At 66.0% G+C, this 18,889-nt stretch carries 21 protein-coding genes and 1 tRNA gene; 7 read left to right on the top strand and 15 right to left on the bottom strand.

Annotated elements, in window-relative coordinates; translation table 11 throughout:
* Nucleotides 1-5 precede the first annotated feature (5 nt).
* The 6 genes from A5775_RS02370 to A5775_RS02395 all read right to left on the bottom strand — a co-directional run bounded on the left by A5775_RS02370 (nt 6) and on the right by A5775_RS02395 (nt 5,274).
* Nucleotides 6-749, bottom strand: a complete 744-nt coding sequence (locus tag A5775_RS02370; RefSeq protein WP_067246812.1) for an SDR family NAD(P)-dependent oxidoreductase — start codon at nt 747-749, stop codon at nt 6-8.
* A gap of 32 nt (nt 750-781) precedes the next feature.
* Nucleotides 782-1,876: a ferredoxin--NADP reductase gene (locus tag A5775_RS02375; RefSeq protein WP_082952848.1), complete on the bottom strand. Its 1,095-nt coding sequence runs from the start codon at nt 1,874-1,876 to the stop codon at nt 782-784.
* Nucleotides 1,877-1,948: 72 nt separating this feature from the next.
* A complete protein-coding gene (locus A5775_RS02380; protein WP_067246815.1) occupies nt 1,949-2,401 on the bottom strand; it encodes a MarR family winged helix-turn-helix transcriptional regulator in 453 nt (150 codons plus the stop codon).
* A 10-nt stretch (nt 2,402-2,411) separates the two neighbouring features.
* Entirely contained in the window at nt 2,412-3,665 is a 1,254-nt protein-coding gene (locus A5775_RS02385) for an amidohydrolase family protein (protein ID WP_067246819.1), read from the bottom strand.
* Complete coding sequence (locus A5775_RS02390) at nt 3,662-4,000, bottom strand: hypothetical protein (RefSeq protein ID WP_197512307.1); 339 nt, start codon at nt 3,998-4,000, stop codon at nt 3,662-3,664. Before A5775_RS02390 ends, A5775_RS02385 begins: the two co-directional genes overlap by 4 nt.
* Nucleotides 3,997-5,274, bottom strand: coding sequence for an aromatic ring-hydroxylating dioxygenase subunit alpha (locus A5775_RS02395; RefSeq protein ID WP_067246822.1), 1,278 nt, complete (start codon nt 5,272-5,274; stop codon nt 3,997-3,999). Before A5775_RS02395 ends, A5775_RS02390 begins: the two co-directional genes overlap by 4 nt.
* A 184-nt stretch (nt 5,275-5,458) precedes the next feature.
* Here A5775_RS02395 and A5775_RS02400 point away from each other — a divergent pair, with 184 nt between their 5' ends.
* The gene (locus A5775_RS02400) at nt 5,459-6,904 is read left to right on the top strand and encodes an aldehyde dehydrogenase (RefSeq protein ID WP_067246825.1); all 1,446 of its coding nucleotides are present in this window, start codon (nt 5,459-5,461) and stop codon (nt 6,902-6,904) included.
* Between the two features lie 53 nt (nt 6,905-6,957).
* Here A5775_RS02400 and A5775_RS02405 read toward each other — a convergent pair whose 3' ends face one another.
* Nucleotides 6,958-7,182 (bottom strand): hypothetical protein, encoded by a 225-nt coding sequence (locus A5775_RS02405; RefSeq protein WP_067247239.1) that lies wholly within the window; start codon nt 7,180-7,182, stop codon nt 6,958-6,960.
* A gap of 211 nt (nt 7,183-7,393) precedes the next feature.
* Between A5775_RS02405 and A5775_RS02410 the strand changes: the two genes are divergently transcribed.
* The gene (locus A5775_RS02410) at nt 7,394-9,028 is read left to right on the top strand and encodes a fatty acyl-AMP ligase (RefSeq protein WP_067246828.1); all 1,635 of its coding nucleotides are present in this window, start codon (nt 7,394-7,396) and stop codon (nt 9,026-9,028) included.
* 220 nt (nt 9,029-9,248) lie between these two features.
* Nucleotides 9,249-9,695 (top strand): DUF5994 family protein, encoded by a 447-nt coding sequence (locus tag A5775_RS02415; protein ID WP_369827762.1) that lies wholly within the window; start codon nt 9,249-9,251, stop codon nt 9,693-9,695.
* A 57-nt stretch (nt 9,696-9,752) separates the two neighbouring features.
* Here the strand turns inward: A5775_RS02415 and A5775_RS02420 are convergent, their stop codons facing one another.
* Both A5775_RS02420 and A5775_RS02425 read right to left on the bottom strand, forming a co-directional pair.
* Nucleotides 9,753-9,947: a long chain fatty acid-CoA synthetase Faa4p gene (locus A5775_RS02420; RefSeq protein ID WP_067246834.1), complete on the bottom strand. Its 195-nt coding sequence runs from the start codon at nt 9,945-9,947 to the stop codon at nt 9,753-9,755.
* A gap of 183 nt (nt 9,948-10,130) precedes the next feature.
* A complete protein-coding gene (locus A5775_RS02425) occupies nt 10,131-11,228 on the bottom strand; it encodes a dihydrodipicolinate reductase (protein WP_255362091.1) in 1,098 nt (365 codons plus the stop codon).
* A 153-nt stretch (nt 11,229-11,381) separates the two neighbouring features.
* On the opposite strand from A5775_RS02425, the gene A5775_RS02430 reads away from it, so the two are divergent.
* On the top strand, nt 11,382-11,597 hold the full coding sequence (locus A5775_RS02430; RefSeq protein WP_067246837.1) for a hypothetical protein: 216 nt from the start codon (nt 11,382-11,384) through the stop codon (nt 11,595-11,597).
* 40 nt (nt 11,598-11,637) lie between these two features.
* Here the strand turns inward: A5775_RS02430 and A5775_RS02435 are convergent.
* The 3 genes from A5775_RS02435 to pgm form a co-directional block, all read right to left on the bottom strand.
* A tRNA-Ala gene (locus tag A5775_RS02435) sits at nt 11,638-11,710 on the bottom strand.
* Between the two features lie 40 nt (nt 11,711-11,750).
* Nucleotides 11,751-12,971 (bottom strand): MFS transporter, encoded by a 1,221-nt coding sequence (locus A5775_RS02440; protein WP_156660546.1) that lies wholly within the window; start codon nt 12,969-12,971, stop codon nt 11,751-11,753.
* Between the two features lie 53 nt (nt 12,972-13,024).
* Nucleotides 13,025-14,668 (bottom strand): phosphoglucomutase (alpha-D-glucose-1,6-bisphosphate-dependent), encoded by a 1,644-nt coding sequence (pgm, locus tag A5775_RS02445; RefSeq protein WP_067246844.1) that lies wholly within the window; start codon nt 14,666-14,668, stop codon nt 13,025-13,027.
* A 102-nt stretch (nt 14,669-14,770) separates the two neighbouring features.
* Here pgm and crcB (A5775_RS02450) point away from each other — a divergent pair, with 102 nt between their 5' ends.
* Complete coding sequence (crcB, locus tag A5775_RS02450; protein ID WP_067246847.1) at nt 14,771-15,169, top strand: fluoride efflux transporter CrcB; 399 nt, start codon at nt 14,771-14,773, stop codon at nt 15,167-15,169.
* Nucleotides 15,166-15,549, top strand: coding sequence for a fluoride efflux transporter CrcB (crcB, locus tag A5775_RS02455; RefSeq protein WP_067246850.1), 384 nt, complete (start codon nt 15,166-15,168; stop codon nt 15,547-15,549). Before crcB (A5775_RS02450) ends, crcB (A5775_RS02455) begins: the two co-directional genes overlap by 4 nt.
* Here the strand turns inward: crcB (A5775_RS02455) and A5775_RS02460 are convergent, their stop codons facing one another.
* Both A5775_RS02460 and A5775_RS02465 read right to left on the bottom strand, forming a co-directional pair.
* The gene (locus A5775_RS02460) at nt 15,550-16,167 is read right to left on the bottom strand and encodes a GNAT family N-acetyltransferase (protein WP_067246853.1); all 618 of its coding nucleotides are present in this window, start codon (nt 16,165-16,167) and stop codon (nt 15,550-15,552) included.
* A gap of 39 nt (nt 16,168-16,206) precedes the next feature.
* Entirely contained in the window at nt 16,207-16,563 is a 357-nt protein-coding gene (locus A5775_RS02465) for a DUF488 domain-containing protein (protein ID WP_067246858.1), read from the bottom strand.
* Between the two features lie 53 nt (nt 16,564-16,616).
* Between A5775_RS02465 and A5775_RS02470 the strand changes: the two genes are divergently transcribed.
* The gene (locus A5775_RS02470) at nt 16,617-17,891 is read left to right on the top strand and encodes an HNH endonuclease signature motif containing protein (RefSeq protein ID WP_067246861.1); all 1,275 of its coding nucleotides are present in this window, start codon (nt 16,617-16,619) and stop codon (nt 17,889-17,891) included.
* 3 nt (nt 17,892-17,894) lie between these two features.
* Here the strand turns inward: A5775_RS02470 and A5775_RS02475 are convergent, their stop codons facing one another.
* Nucleotides 17,895-18,815 carry a CoA ester lyase gene (locus A5775_RS02475; RefSeq protein ID WP_067247246.1) on the bottom strand — a complete coding sequence of 307 codons (921 nt, stop codon included), beginning with the start codon at nt 18,813-18,815 and terminating at the stop codon, nt 17,895-17,897.
* Nucleotides 18,816-18,889: the final 74 nt, after the last annotated feature.

The raw sequence follows: 18,889 nt of genomic DNA on the forward strand, positions 1-18,889 counted from the left end.
CACTATCACATCACCGCTCCGCCGTTGACACCTAAGACCTGACCGGTGATGTACCTTGCTTCTTCCGAACACAAAAACCCCACCGCCGCGGCGATATCGGCCCCGGTACCCAGGTAGCCCAACGGGATATTGCTGGCGATCTGCTCGTTGGAGGGCAGGTACCCGGCGGCCTGGCCCTGGTGCTGCATCGGGGTCTCGATGCCCGACGGCGGAATGTTGTTCACCGTGATCCCGTGCTGCGCGTACTCCCGGGCCAACGACTTGGTCAAGGTGATCACCCCACCTTTGGACGCCGCATAGTGGGCGGCGAACGGCGAGCCACGCTGGGCGCTCGACGACGAGATCATCACGATCCTCCCCCAGTTCGCCGCCACCATGTCCGGCAGCGCTACCTGGCAGCAATGAAAGGTGCCGGTGAGATTGACGTCGATGATCCGCGACCAGGTTTCGGCGGTGATGTCCAAGAACGGCGAAAAGTCGAACATGCCCGCGCTGGTCACCAAAACCGTCACCGGGCCCAGCTCACTGCGCACCTTCGCGAAGGCCTGCTCCAGGGCGGACCGATCGGTGACGTCGGCGCCCACCCCGAGTGCGGTCACACCCTCGGCGCGCAAGTCGTCGGTGACCCGTTGCGCCGCATGCTCATTGGCATCGAGGACGGCCACTTTCAGGCCGCGGCGGCCCAATTCGTGGCAGGTCGCCTCGCCCATGCCCGAGGCGCCACCGGTCACCACCGCCACCCTGGTCATCGAAGCCGCTCCACCGTCGACCGCCTTTTCGCTCACTCGTAGACCACCCGCACCGTGGGACTGGTGGGCATCGCCTGACACGTCAGCACCCAGCCTTCGTCGACCTCATCCTGATCGAGCGCATCGTTGTTGATCATCCGGGCGCTACCCTGCGTCAGGCGCGCCATACACGTTCCACACGAGCCGAATTCACACGACGACGGCGCCCGCAGGCCCGCCATGCGGGCCGTCTGCAGCAACGTGTTGCCCGGATCGTACCGCGCGGTCGTCGTCGACCCGCCCAGCACGATGGTGACCTCATCGGTGACCACCTCGGTATCGGGTGGCGCCGCGGCCGCCACGTCGGTCACGTCGAAGTGCTCAATGTGCAGGCGGTCGGCCGGCACGCCCGCCGCGCACAGGGCGGTTCGTACGGTGTCCATGAACTCATTGGGCCCGCAGACGTAAAAGTCGGCGCCGTCGGCGTCCTGGACGAACGCGGCGACGTCCGCCTGGGTGGCGAAGCCGCTTTGGTCGTCGAGATGGTGGTGCAGGACGAAACGGTCGGCGTGCTGCCGTTCCAGCGCCTCCAGGGACTCATCGAAGATCACCGCGTCACGGTTTCGGTTGGCGTAGAACAGTCGCGCGCTGCGCGTGCCGGACGTCAGCGCGGTACGTAACAGCGAGAACACCGGTGTGATGCCGCTTCCGCCGGCGAACGCGACCAGATGCCGGTCGGTGTCGTTCAGGACGAAACGGCCCTGCGGCGGCAGGGCGTACAGCTCGTCGCCGGGTGCGGCGGTGTCGTTGAGCCAGTTCGACACGGCGCCGTCGCGGTCGCGTTTGATCGTGATGCGCAGGTCTTCGCCGACCGCGGGCGAAGACGACATCGAATAGCAGCGTCGGTGCTCGCGTCCGTCGACGCTGACCAGCAACGTCAGAAACTGTCCCGCCTGGTAGTTGAACTGTTCCGCGCAGCCCTCAGGAATATCGAGAACGATCGACACTGCGTCACGGGTCTCGGAGACCACGCGCTTGATCCGAAGCGGCACAAAGCCATCCGGCAAATCGGCCATGCCGACAGCGCCCGCACCCTTGCCGGTCACCGTTGCCGGACCGGCGTCCGTTGCCACGCGGTTTTCTCCCATCTCCGCCAGAGTATCAACTACTTGCGATTAGTCTCAAGTACTAGATATTGACCTGCCGCGGCGAAGGCGGTGTCAGCCGTCGACGTGGTCGTCGAACAACTCGTGGCCGGTGCCCTTTTCCACAACCCGTCCCAGCAGTTCACGCAGGGTCCGTTGCTCTTGCTCGGTCAGCACCCCGAACACCTCCTGGTGCGCCGCGATCGCGTCACTGACAACCGTTTCAGCGACCTTGCGGCCGTCGCCGGTCAGGTAGGCCCGCAGGATGCGCGCGTGCTGCGGGTCTTGTTTTCTTTCCACGAGGCCGCGGCGTTCCAGGGCGGTGAGGGCGAGCTGAACGCCTTGCGGGCTGATCAGCAGGCGCCGGGCCAATTCGGCGCCGGACAACCCGGGTTCGTTGGTCAGCTGGCGCAGCACACCGATCTGGGCGGTGCTCACGCCGTACTCCCGCATCGCCTCGTTGATGGTGGTCAGCGAATAGTAGAAGGCCTGCTTGAGCAGCCACAGGATGTTATCGGTGAGTTCCATACCGCCTCCGTCAGGCCGCGGGGCTTTTGTAGATCTGCCCGTTCTTCATGACAAAGCGGACGTCAAGCGTCGCGGCGATGTCGTCGAAGGGGTTACCCGGCACAGCGATGACGTCCGCGAGATAGCCGGGCGCCAGCCTGCCCAACTCGTCGTCGGCGTCGATCAGCTCGGCGGCCACCACCGTGGCCGCCCGGATTGCCTGCGCGGGCGTCATTCCCCGTTCCACCAGCGCGCCCAGTTCCTCGGCGTTTCGGCCGTGCGGGATGGCTGGCGCGTCGGTACCGCACGCGATCCGCACACCCGCGTCAATCGCCTTGGGCAGCATGGACTTTGCGCGTGGGAACACCTCGAGCGCCTTCTTGCGGAGCTCCGGTGCGATGCGGTCGATGGCCATCGCGTCGGTCAAGTACGTGGTCGAGACCAAGAAGGTGCCGTGGTCGACCATCATCTGAATAGTCTCGTCGCTGGCCAAGAAGCCGTGTTCGATGCAGTCGATCCCGGCGCGGATGCAGGCCTGTATCGCGGTGTCACCGACGGCGTGTGCGGCCACGCGGACGCCGGCCCGGTGGGCTTCGTCGGCGATCGCGGCGAACTCGGCATCGGAGTACTGCTGCGCGCCGGGCGCGGTGCTGTGCGACATCACTCCGCCTGAGGCGGACACCTTGATCAGCTTGGCGCCGTGCCGGATTTGGTAGCGCACGCAGGCGATCACGTCGGGCACACCATTGGCGATGCCTTCGGCCACCGACAGCGGCATCACCCCGGGGGCCAACCGCTGGAAGACCGTTGGGTCCAGGTGCCCGCCGTATGGGGTGACGGCATGGCCGGCGGGATAGATGCGCGGCCCGATGTGCCAACCCTGATCGATGGCGCGCTGCAGCGCCACGTCGAGCAGATACCCCCCGGTCTTGACCATCAGCCCGAGGTTGCGCACCGTGGTGAACCCGGCGTCCAGCGTGGTGCGCGCGTTGACCGCGCCGCGCAACGTGCGGTAGGCGGGATCGTCCTGCACGCCGTGCATGGGCGACGGCAGACCCTCTGGGCCGCCGGGCCCGCCGATGAGCAGATTGAGTTCCATGTCCATCAGACCCGGCAGCAGCGTCACGTCGCCGAGGTCGACGATGGTTGCCGAATCCGGTAGTGGCCCTTCGGGATTGATCGCGGTGATGCGTTCGCCGTCGACCACGATCACCGCCGGCGCGTGGATTTGGCCGGTCACGACGTCGGCCCACCGCGCCGCCCGCAGGACGGTCACTTCGGTCACGGAACCGGCTCGGACACGCAGTCCAGGGTCGAAGCGCCCGAGTCGGGGACGCGGGGCTGTTTCCAGCACTCCACCGGGAACGACACCATGATCATGGAATAGAGGAGAAGCATCAGGTTTTGAACGTCGTCGGGCAGGTCGTCGAGAGAGAACTTGTCGCAGAACGACAGCGCTTCTTCGGCCCGCGGCGTGATCGCGTCGTAGAAGGCCTTCATGTCGACCATGGAACTGGCCAGCCTCTTGGCGTAGCGCTCGGGCTCGCTGGGCAGGCACCAGTCGGTGAACGGTTCGAGGTCGGCGAACTCGGCAGGCAGCATCGTGGGCATCGCGTTCACACCCCCGCCTCAGACAGCTTGGTTGTCCGGCGATAGTCGTCGATCCAGGCCGCGGTCTGTTTGTGGAGGTGCCGGATCAGGATCTCCTGGTCGCAGAGCAAGAACTCGTCGATCACCTTGGATTCGATCATGCTCTGGGTCGCCTCCAGCGTGTTGGCGTCCTGCAGCCCGTATTCCTTGAACGACACCGCCGCCAGTTCCTGGGCCACCCGCTCGCGGGGTGAGCGCGGCGCCGGGAAGTACAGCGTGCCCTCGAAGACGTGGCTGTTGTACGACGTCGGCCAGTAGTGGTAGGTCAGATACCAGCCCTGGCCCCAGAACAGGATGACGAAGTTGGGGAACAGCTGGAACGAATCCAGCCCCCACGGATCGCATTTCGCGGGGTTGAGCCCGGCGGGCATCGGGCCCAGGTCGGGCTTGTCCCACGGCCCGAACAGTCCGCTCTGGCAGATGTCCTCCATCGGTTTGCGCATCTCGTCTGCCATCTCCCAGGCCCGTACCCCCGACGTGCTGACCAGCCGGTGTGGCCCGTCCAGCCGGTAGTGCGGGGCTTCAAAACCCGCCTCCGCCGCGGCCTTTGAGTACGCGGTCGGTGACTGGTTCGCGTGCAACACGGGCGCGTGATAGAACTCCTGGAACGCGTCCAGGTAGAGCTTCCAGTTCGCCTTGACTTCCGAGCGGTAGCACCAGCGCGAGACCATCTTGTCGAAGGGAAAGCCTTCCAGCCCGGTGATCATGGGGCCGAGGAACTCTCGCAGCGACTGTTCGGGCTTCTTGGCGAAGTTGACGAAGATGAAACCTTCCCACACGTCGCAGTGCACCGGCACCAGCCCGTAGCGGCTCTTGTCGAGGTCGAAGAACTCCTCCTCCTGCTGCACGAAGGTGAGGTTGCCGTCCAGGTCGTAGCGCCAGCCGTGGTATTTGCAGGTGAACTGCCGGCACACTCCGCTCGTTTCTTCCTGCGGCATGTCGTTCCACACCAACTTGTTGCCCCGATGCCGGCACACGTTGTGGTACGCCTTGATGTCGCCAGATGTCGTGCGGACCAGGATGATTGAGGTGTTGACGACCTTCAGCTCCCGGGTGAGGTAACTACCTTTGCGTGGAAGCTGTTCAACGCGACCGACATTGAGCCAGGCCCGCTTGAAGATGGCGTCGCGTTCCAACTCATAGATCTCGGGACTGGTCGAGTCCTCGTAGGACACCGGCTCGGTGCCCAATTCGGGGTAATGCTGAGTCCAGCTGCCCTCCGGCGGTTTGGGAAATCGGGCCATGATCGCTCCTTAAGCAGTCCAATCTCGGAAAACCTTCGGCGTCCAGCCGCTCACTGCAGCATTGCCTGCGCGAAACAACCACCTGCGCACCGGTTTCACCGATCCCTGAGAGCTCCGTCAGGGCCGACGGTATATCCTCGACCCATCAATAGCAAGTAGTTGATACTGGCCTCGGGAGGCGCAGATGGACCACAACCCCGCAGTGCAAACCGCCGGAAGCGAGGGGGTACGGCCGCGGGCCGGCGTCCTGCACGTCATCTCGCCGCACACCGAGGAACCCATCGCCGAGGTCGCTGCGGCGGGATCCGACGACGTCGACGCGGCGGTGGCCGCGGCGCGGGCAGCCTTCGAACGCTGGGGTCGCAGCGAGCCGGCAGAACGGATCGCCGCGGTCCGCCGCCTGGCCGACATCTACGACCGACGCCGCGCCGAGATGGCCACCACCATCACGGCCGAGATCGGCGCCCCGATCAGCTTCGCCCAGCGCGCCCAGGTGGGCCTGCCGGCATTCATGATGCGCGCGTTCTGCGATCTGGCCGAAAGGCACGCGTGGCAGGAGACCAGGCCCGGGTTCTTCGGGAGCGACGTGCACGTCCGCAAGGAACCCGTCGGCGTCGTCGCGGCGATCGTGCCCTGGAACATGCCCCAGTTCCTCATCGTCACCAAACTCGTGCCCGCGCTGTTGGCCGGCTGCACGGTGGTGCTCAAGCCCGCACCCGAAAGCCCGTTGGACGCACTGCTTTTAGGTGAGATGATCACCGAGGCCGGCCTGCCGCCCGGCGTGGTCAACGTGCTCCCGGGCGACGGTGCGCTGGGCGCCTACCTTGTCGCCCACCGTGGCGTGGACAAAGTGTCATTCACCGGTTCCACCGCGGCCGGGCGCGCCGTGGCCACATCCTGCGCGGCCAACCTCACCAAGGTCAGCCTGGAACTCGGCGGCAAGTCCGCCGCGCTGGTGCTCGACGACGCGTCGCCGGCCAAGGTGGCCGCCGGGGTGCGATCGGCGAGCCTGTCCAACAGCGGCCAGATCTGCAATGCGCTGACCCGCGTGCTGGTGCCCCAAGGGCGCCACGACGAATACGTCGACGCGCTCGCGGCCGAAATGATCGGCCTTCGCGTCGGCGATCCCAGCGATCCCGACACCCAGCTCGGCCCGTTGGTGTCCCGGCGCCAACAGCAGCGCGTTCGCGACTACATCCGGATCGGTCAGGACGAAGGGGCGCGCGTCGTCGTCGGCGGCACCGACATGCCCGACGGGCTCGACCGCGGCTGGTATGTCCGGCCCACGCTGTTCGCGGCGGCCGACAACACCATGCGCATCGCGCGGGAAGAGATTTTTGGGCCAGTGATCACCGTCATCCCCTACCGCGATGACGAGCAGGCGCTGGCGATCGCCAACGATTCCGACTACGGCCTGGCCGGGTCGGTGTGGAGCAACGACACCGACCGCGCGCTGGCGCTGGCCACCCGCATCCACACCGGCACCGTCGGCGTCAACCAGGGTTACACCATGGATCCCTTCGCGCCCTTCGGCGGCGTCAAGGCCAGCGGGTACGGCCGCGAACTGGGGCCCGAAGGACTCGACAGCTACCTCGACACGAAATCGATAGCGATCGCGCCGGGCGCCTAAATCCGTTGCCGCCCTTGGCGGTTGGCCGAGTTCTCTTGCGTGGTCATGCCGCTTTAGGCGTATCTGCGAACTACGTCGTCCTCGCCGAACGTGCTGGTGCGCTGCTGGCCGTTGTCGTCGCGGCTGAAGAATGTCCACTGCCGCGGACCGCTCTGCGGACCGCTGATCATCTTGACGGTAAGGCGCAATTCGGTGGGCCGCCGCGTGCCGATGACGTCGCCGACCCGGATCTGCGACGGGTGAATCTGGGGTGCGTCGCACCAATTCTGTGTGGACATGGCGCCCATCCTCCCGTTGTTGACACCAGCCTATCCGCAGTTGCGCTTTTGTCGCGGGCGGATCGGCCAGCGGCGCCCCCGCCGTCACCCGGGCGGGCGGCGCGCCTTCCCGGGGCGCGCACGTGGCCGGTCGTAACATGGCCGGGTCACCTCATACGTCCCGAGATGGCCAAAACGGGCCCATGGCCTGGTCTGACACATGGGAGCTGACGTGAGCAGATTCGTTGATTCGATGCTCAGCGCCGCGGAATCGAGCACGCATGGCCTGGTGACCGGAGACCCCGGTTCGCCAATCCGGTCAACCTGGGGTGAGGTTCATCAGAGGGCCCGTCGGGTAGCTGGTGGATTGGCCGCGTTGCGGGTCGGCCCGGGTGATCGGGTCGGCGTGCTGGCCGGCGCGCCGGTGGAAGTCGCGCCCATCGCGCAGGGGGTGTGGCTGCGCGGCGCGTGTTTGACGATGCTGCATCAGCCGACGCCGCGCACCGATCTGCAGGCTTGGGTGCACGACACGTTGGCGGTCATCGCCATGATCGAGGCGACCGTCGTGGTCGTGTCGGAGCCATTCACGGTCGCCGTGGACGTGTTGCGCGAGCATGGCGTCACGGTGGTGACAATGGCCGAGTTATCGAGCGCCGCACCGACCGACGTCGTCGACAGCGATGAGAGCGATCTGGCGCTTCTGCAGTTGACCTCGGGCTCGACGGATTGTCCGAAAGCGGTGACGATCACCCATGCCAACCTGATCGCCAACGCCGAGGCGATGTTCGTCGGCGCCCGCTACGACCTGGATACCGATGTGATCGTGAGCTGGCTGCCGCTGTTCCACGACATGGGCATGACCGGATTTTTAACGGTGCCAATGCTATTCGGTGCCGAGTTGGTCAAGATCACCCCACTCGACTTCTTGTCCGATATTTTGTTGTGGCCCAAGTTGATCGATAAATACCGGGCGACCATGACGGCCGCACCGAATTTTGCCTACGCGTTGCTGGCCAAGCGGTTACGCCGGCATGCGAAGCCCGGCGATTTCGATCTGTCGTCGTTGCGGTGGGCGTTATCGGGCTCCGAACAGGTCGAACCGGCCGATGTGGAGGAATTATGTGCGGCCGGGGCGCCGTTCGGGCTGCGTCCCGAAGCGATCTTGCCCGCCTACGGAATGGCCGAAACAACTGTGGCAGTGTCGTTTTCGGAGTGCGGCCGCGGACTGGTCGTCGATGAGGTGGACGGCGACATGCTGGCGCTGCTGCGCCGCGCGGTTCCCGCCACCACGGGCCGCACCCGCCGACTTGCATCGCTGGGGCCGTTGCTCAACGGTATGCAGGCCCGCGTCGTCGATGAGGACGGGGCCCTCCAGCCGACCCGAGGTGTGGGAGTCATCGAGTTGCGGGGGGATCCGGTCACATCCGGATATGTCACGACGGCCGGTTTTGTCGCCGCCCAAGACGATCAGGGCTGGCTGAACACCGGCGATCTGGGTTACCTCACCGAGCGGGGCGACGTGGTGGTCTGCGGCCGGGCCAAAGACGTCATCATCATGGCCGGACGCAACATCTACCCCAGTGACGTCGAACGCGCTGCCGGACGGGTCGCCGGAGTGCGCGCGGGATGTGTGGCGGCCGTGCGTCTCGACGCCGGCCGTTCGCGGGAATCGTTCGCCGTTGCGGTGGAGTCGAACAACGTCGATGACCCCGCGCAGGTGCGGCGCATCAAGCATGAGGTTGCCCACGAAGTCGTCGCCGAAGTCGCAGCGCGGCCACGCAATGTGGTGGTGCTGGCCCCCGGGGCGATTCCCAAGACCCCGTCGGGCAAGCTGCGTCGCGGTTATGCGCTGTCCCTGGTCACCTGACCGCTTTCATAGCGGGCAAACGCCGCTGGTGGGGTAGCGTCGAAGGTGAGCCGTTTCGTTGTCAGCGGTATTCCGCCGCACTGGGCGCAGAGGATACCCATGGCAATGTGATTCCTCCACTCGCCACGCGACCGCGGACGAGCGATGCCGATCTGAAGGAACAATCCGTGTATCGCACAGCGCTAACGGTGGTGTTGGTCCCGACCCGAATCGCCCGGCGATGACGTATATGCGGGCGAGCCGACGCACAGCCGTCCCCGTCCGGCTCTCCGTAGCGCGCCAGCTAGGGGGCGACATCGACGGAGCGTGGTGGCCACGCGCAGACCGCATCACCAACGAATTGCCCGGCGTCGTCACAGCACTGACACCCCTGCTCGGCGGCATCTCCTCGGTCAACGTCAACTGGCCGCCGCTACAGCGGCCGCCCGACTTCAACTGGCACGGATGGGAACACAAGCGCCAGCATGTGATGACGTTCATCGGCAGCGAGGCACAGGTGAACCTGTTGATCGTCCCCTACGGGACATACAGCGCTCTCGCGTTGATGGTGATGCGGCGCGCGGCCGGTCTGCCCGTCGATCCCGCGGACCGCGACAAACCTGCGTTTCTCACCGCGGGCTCGATCCTGCAGTCCGCCCGGCAACAACGCGCCGCCGACTGCCACTGACGCGAACCGGCTTCTGCGGCGACGCAAGGGGCGCGTAGTTTCCGAGGAAATTGGCCGCTAACCGTTTTCGCTGACGACAAAAACGGCGACATAACCGATCGGGATGCCGGTCCACGTTGCGATGCATTCTCGCGCGGCCAGTTCCACGGCGGCTCGACTGCTCGTGCGCGTGCCCCTGCCGATCTCGGGGACGTCGATCGTCCATCCGTCCGCGTCGCGAGTGACTTCGATGTCGAAGCACTGACCGACCATCGGACACTTCACGCGGGGCGCGACCCGCCGTCGACGGGTACTGCGCAACGCTTGTCGGCGCAGCAAAGTGGGCTGAACAGGCATGGCTGCTTTCCTGAGTCGCAATCGAACCGCGGGCTAGATTAATGCGCCTCGAGACGAAAACCTAATCGGCGGATCGCCGGCAGATGACAGCGTCGCCGATCAACGCGGAACAACCGTCGACCCGTTGCCGAAGCCGGTGTGGCTGCGGATCAGGGGCAGGTCCGCCATGGTCGCGACCCCCGCAGGTGCGGCGCAGACCACCGGCACCGCGTTGAGAACCTGCATGGCGGTCGCCACGCTCGCCGAACGTACGTGCTCCTCGATGCTTGCCGCGCGGCCGAAGCTGGCCAGGCAGAAGAAGTGGGCGCGCATCGACGGGTCGCCCTCGATGGTCAATGTCCAGCCGTGTTCGGGGGTGGGCCAATGGTCGGGATACTCTCCGCCGACCGTCCACAGCGTTTCGATCTCGACGAGGACGTCACCGCCGCGCCGTCCCGACCATCTCCATCGTTGTCCCGCCGTGGTTCCCGCGCGCAACACGTGATCGAAGATCTGGTGATCGGCCGTCGCGGGCACCGCCTCCACCGTGGCGGTGACCTCGTCGATGCCGGCGTTCAATGCGTCGGCGAGAAACCACACCTGTTCGGTGAACAGCGTGCTGTTGAACGCCAGGAACTCATTGGTCGACGGATTGATCTCTTCCATCGGTTGCCCAAACGCCATGCCGTCGAACGTGATCGAGGTGCTCTCATAGACCGACCAGTCGGCGCGCTCTTGCACCGTGATCTTGTCGATGGTGCGGCTCATCCCCGACAACGCCAGCGGCAGCACACCGGAAAGGTTGCCGGGGTTCAGGCCGCTGCCGTGCACGGTGGAGTCACCGCTCCGGCAGGCGTCGAGTATGCGCTCGGCGTCAGATGGTGCGATCCGTCGGGGGTGAAACAAGAATGCCGTGGTGGCAACGTCTTTCCCGCTGGCTAAAAGCGCGCACACGTCGTCGATGCTGGTGCGCCGCGGTGCGTAGAGGACGCAATCCGCCTGCGTCGCCAGGATCTTGGCGACATCGGCGGAGGCGCTCACACCGATGGGGTTGCGGCCCACCAGTGCGCCGACGTCGGCTCCGTCCTTGTTGTCGGAATACACTCGGGCACCGACTATTTGGAGGTCCGGCCGGTGATCGATGATCGTCGTGATCATCTCGCGGCCGACCGCGCCGGTGCCCCACACGATGACTTCGATGGGCGATGGATAGGTCAACGCGGCCTCTTCACGATGCTTCGATGTCTTTTCGACTAGGCGATGGTAACGAAGCGTCGCCGGCCAGGTTCCGAATCGCCCGGCTCCCGCGTCGTGTGATGCAGGCCACATTTGGCTGTGATATGTTGCGGGCGTCACAACCTAGGAGATTTCATGGTGGGCGTGGATCGTACGAACAAAGCCATGGTCACGCCTCGTTCTGGCGCAGCCGTCAATTCGCACCGGCTGTTCATGGCGTTTCTGGCTGTCACAACATTTATCTGCGCGATCGTCGGCGTCGTGGCGGCCGCGACCACGGGGCACGAGACCGCCGCGCTCGTCATTGCGCTCGTGGCCGGCGGGAGTTTCTTGACCGCCGCCTTCTGTTAGATCCGCGACGGCGGCGGGCGCGATACGCCCTTATCTTGGGTGGAGCTAAGGGGACTCGAACCCCTGACCCCCACACTGCCAGTGTGGTGCGCTACCAGCTGCGCCATAGCCCCAAGTCGTGCTCATCGAAGCTACACCACCGGTAACCGTCCTTCAAAGTTGCTGTTCAGGCAGGTTCAACGTGTGCGGAGACGGCAACGGATCGGGCTCAGGCTCGGGCACCGTGCGGGTTTCCGGCGCCACCACCCAGCCGACCGCGGCGATCAGTAGGACGACTCCGCTGATGGTGAAACCCCAACCGTAGTTCAGCCGCTCGGCGACCCACCCGAGCGTCATTGAGCCGATGATCGCGCCCAGGTCGGACATCATCTGGACTGCCGCCACCGGACTGCCCGCGCGCGCCTCGCTGCCCAGGATGTCGGCGACCGCGGCCTGCATCGGCGACATATAGATGCCCGTTACCGCACCGACCGCGACCGCCACGGCCAGAAACGTCGTCAACGACGACGCGGCGCCCAAGAAGATGGTCGCCACACCGGACAGCGCCAGGCCCACGATCATCAACGTCCGGCGTCCCATCCGGTCGGACAGGTAGCCACTGGGGATCATGGCCAGCGCGTTGCCTCCTGCGAACGCGGCGAGCGCAATGCCGATGATGCCGACGCCGCGGCCCATGACGTCAGTGATGAACAGCGGGACCAGGGCGACGCGAAGTCCGAACGCCGACCAGCCGGTCGCGAAGTTGGCTCCCAGCGACGACCAATAGGCACGGAAGCGCAGCGCCTCTCGCATCGTCACCGTCGATCGCGTCGGCGGCCCCGGGGCGGCCAGGGCCGAATTCCGCAAGCCGTAGAACAGGACCACCGACACACCGAGCAGCGCGACGCCGTACACGATGAATGGTGCGGTGAGCCCCCAACCGGCCGCCAGGGCGCCGACGGCCGGGCCGGCGACTGCGCCCACCATGAACGACGTGGTGAACAGGCCCGCGACCCGTCCGCGCGCATCGGGCGGGCTGATATGGATCATCAGGCCCAGTGCCGACACATAAAACATCGTCGATCCGATGCCGCTGATGACGCGGAAAACCAGCAATTGCCAGTAAGCGTGGGAAAACGCACACGCCGCGGTGGAGACAGCAACGATCAGCATGCCGCTGATGTAGATCCGCCGCTCTCCCAGCCGCTGCACCAGTTGCCCGCTTATCGGTGCAAAACACAGCCGGCTCAACGAAAAGACGGTGACCAAGAAAGTCACCGCCTTGATGCTGACTCCGAAACTGCGGGCGAAAGACGGGAGCGCCGGTGAAATGACCCCGTAACCGAGCGCGACCATGATATTTGCCCAGCTGAGGATCCAAACTTCGCGCGGCAGACGGGTCGAACGCAGCGCGCGTCCCCCCGGACGGGCAAGGCGGGGGGAAAGGGTCACCCAATGACTTTATTAACTACCTCGCGCGCAGTTTCTTGCACCTCCGCTAAATGCTCGGGTCCGTTGAAAGATTCCGCATAAATTTTGTACACGTCCTCGGTTCCCGACGGTCGCGCGGCAAACCACGCGTTGGCCGTTGTCACCTTCAATCCACCCAATGCCGCGCCATTGCCCGGCGCCGCGGTCAGCTTGGCGGTAATCGGCTCCCCCGCCACTTCCGTCGCGGTCACCTGCTCAGCGGACAGCTTGGCCAGCCGGGCCTTTTGGTCGCGGTCGGCGGGCGCGTCGACCCGCGCGTAGCACGGCGTGCCGTACGCGTCGGTCAGGTGTTGATAGCGCTGGGAGGGGCTCGACCCCGTGACGGCCAGCATCTCCGAGGCCAGCAAGGCCAGGATGATGCCGTCCTTGTCGGTGGTCCACACCGAGCCGTCGCGCCGCAGGAACGACGCCCCGGCCGACTCCTCGCCACCGAAGCCGATGGTGCCCTCGAGCAGGCCGTCGACGAACCACTTGAAGCCGACCGGCACTTCGATCAGCTTGCGGCCGATGCCGGCGACCACCCGATCGATCATCGACGAACTGACCGCGGTCTTGCCGACGGCGATGCCGCCCGGCCACGACGGCCGCTGCGTGTAGAGATACTCGATGGCCACCGCCAGGTAGTGGTTCGGGTTGAGCAGGCCCGCGTCGGGGGTGACGATGCCGTGGCGGTCGGAGTCGGCGTCGTTGCCGGTCGCGATCTGGTAGCGGTCGGGGTTGTCGGAAATCGTGCGGATGAGCCCCGCCATCGCGTCCGGTGAGCTGCAGTCCATCCGGATCTTGCCATCGTGGTCGAGTGTCATGAACCGCCAGGTCGCATCGACCAGCGGATTGATCACGGTCAGATCCAGGCGATGCCGTGTGGCGATCTCGTCCCAGTAGTCCACGCTCGCCCCGCCCAGCGGGTCGGCGCCGATCCGCACCCCGGCCGCGCGGACGGCGTCGATGTCGACCACGTTGGGCAGGTCGTCGACATAGTTGCCGAGGTAATCGTGGCGCTGCGCGGTCTGCAGCGCGCGGGCCAGCGGAATGCGCTTGACGCGCGCCCCATCGAGCAGGATTTCGTTGGCGCGCTTGGCGATTGCGTTGGTCGCGTCGGTGTCGGCGGGGCCGCCGTTGGGCGGGTTGTATTTGAAGCCGCCGTCCGAAGGCGGGTTGTGCGACGGTGTCACGACGATTCCGTCGGCCGGCGCGTCGGTGTGATCGCGGTTGTAGGTGAGGATGGCGTGGCTGACCGCCGGGGTCGGCGTATACCGGTCACGGGAGTCGATCATGGCCACGACATCGTTGGCGGCCAGCACCTCCAGCGCCGAGACCCAGGCCGGCTCGGAAAGGCCGTGCGTGTCCCGGCCGATGAACAACGGGCCCGTTGTGCCGTGAGCGGCGCGGTACTCGACGATGGCCTGGGTGATCGCCAGGATGTGAGCCTCGTTGAACGCCCCATTGAGCGCCGACCCCCGATGTCCCGACGTGCCGAATGCCACCTGCTGGGCGACATCGCCGGGATCGGGCTGAATCGAGTAATAGGCCGTCACCAGGTGGGGCAGATCGACAAGGTCTTCGGGCTGGGCCGGCTGACCGGCGCGAGGGTTGGCCACCATGGTTCCCAATTCTGCCCGTGTCGAAGTCCCCCCGGCCTGCACCGGTCGGGACTTTCGCCATACGCTGCGTAGCGCACCGGCAAACGAAGGGAATCGACGCCAGTGGCGCAACGGGACTATCGCGAATTGGCCGCGGTGTTTGCCGGTGGGGCGCTGGGCTCGCTGGCCCGTGCCGCCGTGAGCACCCTGGCCGGTACCGACCCGGACCGCTGGCCGTGGCCGACGTTCACGGTCAACATCGTCGGGGCCTTCATGGTGGGGTATTTCACCACCCGGCTGCTGGAGCGATTGCCGACGTCGAGCTATCGGCGCCCGCTGCTCGGCACCGGATTGTGCGGCGGCTTAACCACTTTCTCCACGATGCAGCTCGAGACCGTGCGGATGATCGAGCACGGACATTGGGGGTTGGCCGCCGGCTACACCCTCATCAGCGTCGTGCTCGGCCTGCTGGCGGCGCACCTGGCCACCAAATTGGTGCGCCGGGTACGGGTGCGCCAATGACCGCCACCGCGGCGACGACCGCTCTGGTCTGGGTGGGCGTCGCGCTCATCGGCGGCATCGGATCGGTGCTGCGCTTTGTCATCGACCGTGCGGTGGCGCACCGCGTTTCCCGGGCGTTTCCGTTCGGCACCCTCGTCGTGAACGTCAGCGGCGCAGCGCTTCTCGGCTTTCTCGGGGGCCTGGCGCTGAACAGGGATGCGGCCCTGCTGGCCGGCACGGCCTTCGTCGGCGCCTACACCACGTTTTCGACCTGGATGCTGGAAACACAGCGACTCGGCGAGGAGCGCCAGCTGCGCGCCGCGTTCGCCAACATCGCCGTCAGCGTCATGTTGGGCGAGGCAGCGGTGTTCATCGGACAGCGCATCGCCGAGCTGATCTGATCAAGCACGCGGAACGTCGTCGGGGGTGCGGGGCAGTACATACAGCGCCATGCGCCGATTTGCCATGTCGTGCTCGCCGAGGAATGTGCAGCCGCCACGCTCACAGAACTTGCGCGCCAACGCATTACGGTGATCGGGATCGAACATGATTCGGCGACAATGCGGGTCGAGGGTGAAGATGCTGCCCACCAGATGCGGCAGCAGGAAACCGACGTGTCCCCGCTGGATGTAGTCCAAATCGGCGACCGCGACGTGCAAGCCCAGATCGTGCGGATCGTGGTCGTAGCGGGTGGCGATGGAATCCTTTGCTGCCCTGTACAATTCGATATACGCGCGGTCCACCGCGTCGTGCATCGCGAGGAACGGACGAGAGAAGCCGCCCTCCAGTTGCGCCCGCAGGTAGCGATGCCACCGCGTCACCGGCCAGTTGGACTCCCAGGCCTCGACCAGGTGCGGGCGACTCATCCACTCGGCGATCATCTCGGCGTCGGCGTCCGGCTCGACAAGACGCAGACCGTACGGTTCGGGCAGGTCCGGGATGGGCGGCGGCGCGACGCTGCGGATTTCCCCGGGAAGGTCGGTCAGTTCCCGCGGGAGGATGGGCTGGGCGTCGCTCATTTCTCATCCGAGACTACGACGCTGCTGGCCGAACGGGGTTCAGTCGGCTTGAAGGAGCTTCGCCAGGACGGCCGCCTGGCTGATGTCCACAGCGCGAGTTGCGGTGACTAATGTGACCGGACCCCGCTTGGCGAGCTTGCGCAGCTCCCCCAGTGCGGCGTTGTCGCGCAGTTCCGCCTTGTAGCGCGAAGCGAATTCGTCGAATCGTTCGGGCTTGTGTTGATACCACTCGCGGAGGTCCTTCGAAGGTGCGACGTCCTTGCGCCAGATACCGACCCGCGGGTCGTCTTTGCGTACTCCGCGTGGCCAGACTCGATCGACCAGCACGCGCTGACCCTCGCCGGGGCCAACCTCGTCATAGACCCGCGCCACCTGGATTCCCCTTTGGGCGCTCACATGTCCAGGGTAGCGAGTGGCGCTTGTCAGTGGACTCGATTAATATCGAATGTATGTTCGAATCATTGGCCGCCGTCGAACCGACAGCCGACGAATCGTCGCTGATAGAGCGCATCGCCGAGTTGGAGGCGATCAAGTCCGCGGCCGCCGCGGGCCAGGCTCGTGCGGCGGCCGCCCTGGACACGGCGCGGCGAGCCACCGAAGCCGCCACCGGGGTGCCAGCCGCGCGGCGCGGACGCGGCGTGGCCAGCGAGGTCGCCCTGGCGCGTCGGGATGCGCCTGCGCGGGGCGGCCGGCATCTGGGCTTTGCCAAAGCCCTGGTGCACGAGATGCCGCACACACTGGCGGCCCTGGAATGCGGCGCCCTGTCAGAGTGGCGGGCGACGCTGATCGTGCGCGAGAGCGCCTGCCTGGACGTCGAGGACCGCCGCACCCTGGACGCGGAAATGTGTGCCGACCCGGCGAGCCTGAGCGGCATGGGCGATGCGCGAGTGGCCGCTCGCGCCAAGGCGATCGCCTACCGACTCGATCCACATGCCGTCGTCGAACGGGCCGCCAAGGCCGAGGATGACCGCACGGTCACCATTCGGCCCGCACCCGACACGATGACCTATGTGACCGCGTTATTGCCGGTGGCTCATGGGGTTTCGGTGTATGCGGCACTGCGCCGCGAAGCAGACACCCGCGGCGACGGGCGCCCGCGCGGACAGGTGATGGCGGACACCCTGGTGGAAAGGGTCACCGGCCGTTGCGCAACCGTCCCTACCCCGGTCGCGGTCAACCTGGTGCTGTCCGACGAAACGCTGCTGGGCAATGACAATGCGCCGGCCGACATCTCCGGTTACGGTCCCATTCCGGCGACGGTGGCCCGCAACATGATCGGCAGCGCCGCCTCCGATCGACGTTCGCGAGCGACCCTGCGCAGGCTGTACAAGCATCCCGAAGCCGGGGCGCGGGTGGCCATGGAGTCACGAGCACGACTTTTCCCGCAGGGTCTGGCCGCCTTCATCGGGCTACGCGATCAACGCTGCCGCACCCCCTATTGCGACGCGCCGGTCAGGCACCGCGACCACGCGCAGCCGTGGGCCGACGGTGGCCCGACCACCGCGGACAACGGTCTGGGGCTGTGCGAGCACTGCAACTACGTCAAGGAAAACGCGCGGTGGAGGGTACGCACCAGCGTCGACGAATCCCACACTCACACAGCGGTTTTCACGACGCCGACCGGCGCAACCTACCGGTCGACGGCCCCGCCGCGCGCCCCCACGATCACGATGAGCAAGCTCGAAGTCCGCGTCGGTGTCGCGCTCGTGCGGCATGCGGCCTAGCACTCAGTAGTGATAGGTGTCCGACGGAGCGGGCGAGTGATCGCGTTCTTCCTCGTCGATGTCCAAGGCCTCGATGCCGTACGCGCGAGCCAGCTCGAGGATCTTGGTGGCCCGCGCGATGCGGGGCAGGTCGGAGCCGTTGCGGATCTCTCCCCCGTCGCGTTCGAACTCGACGAAAAACTCTTTTGCCCAAGATATTTCGTCCTGGGACGGCGACAGCCCCTCATTGACCACGGCGCACTGGTCGGGCGTCAGGCAGATCTTGCCGGTCATACCGAACTGGGTGGAGACCGCCGTGGCCTCGATTAATTTCAGCGGATTGGACCCGATGGTCGGCCCGTCGATCGCGCTGGGCAGGTCGGCGGCCTTGGAGGCGATGGTGAAGCGAGATCGTGTGTAGGCCAGGGTCGCCGGGTCGTCCCCGAAACCGGTGTCGCGGCGGAAGTCCCCGATGCCGAAGGCCAGCCGGAAGGTCCCCTTGGTCGCGGCGATCTCGGTGATGCGCTCCAAACCGCGTGCCGTTTCGACCAAGGCCACGATCGGCACATCGGGCAGCCGTTTCGCGGTCTCGGTAACGTGGTCGACCGATTCGACCATCGCCAGCATCACCCCGCCCACCGGCGTGGTCGCCAGGGCGGCCAGATCGTCCGCCCACCATGGGGTGCCGAAGCCGTTGATGCGGACCCAGTCGACGTTGCCGGTGGCCAGCCAACTCACCACGTTGTCGCGCGCGGTGTGCTTGTCTTTGGGCGCGACCGCGTCCTCGATGTCGAAAACGACGATGTCCGCGCGGGAGTCCACCGCGGACTGGAACCGGTCGGCATGCGTGCCGTTGACCAGCAGCCAACTTCGGGCCAGTACCGGGTCGATGCGAGAGCCGATGTCCTCGGACTCGGCGGCGCTGCTGTTGACCTGTTCGTACATCAGCTGATCTGTCGTCTTCTCGTGGTTGTCGATGGTGCGCGTGTGCCCCTTAACCGTAGCGATGTCCCATAACA

Source organism: Mycobacterium sp. 852002-10029_SCH5224772 (genome assembly GCF_001667315.1).
Classification (GTDB): Bacteria; Actinomycetota; Actinomycetes; order Mycobacteriales; family Mycobacteriaceae; genus Mycobacterium.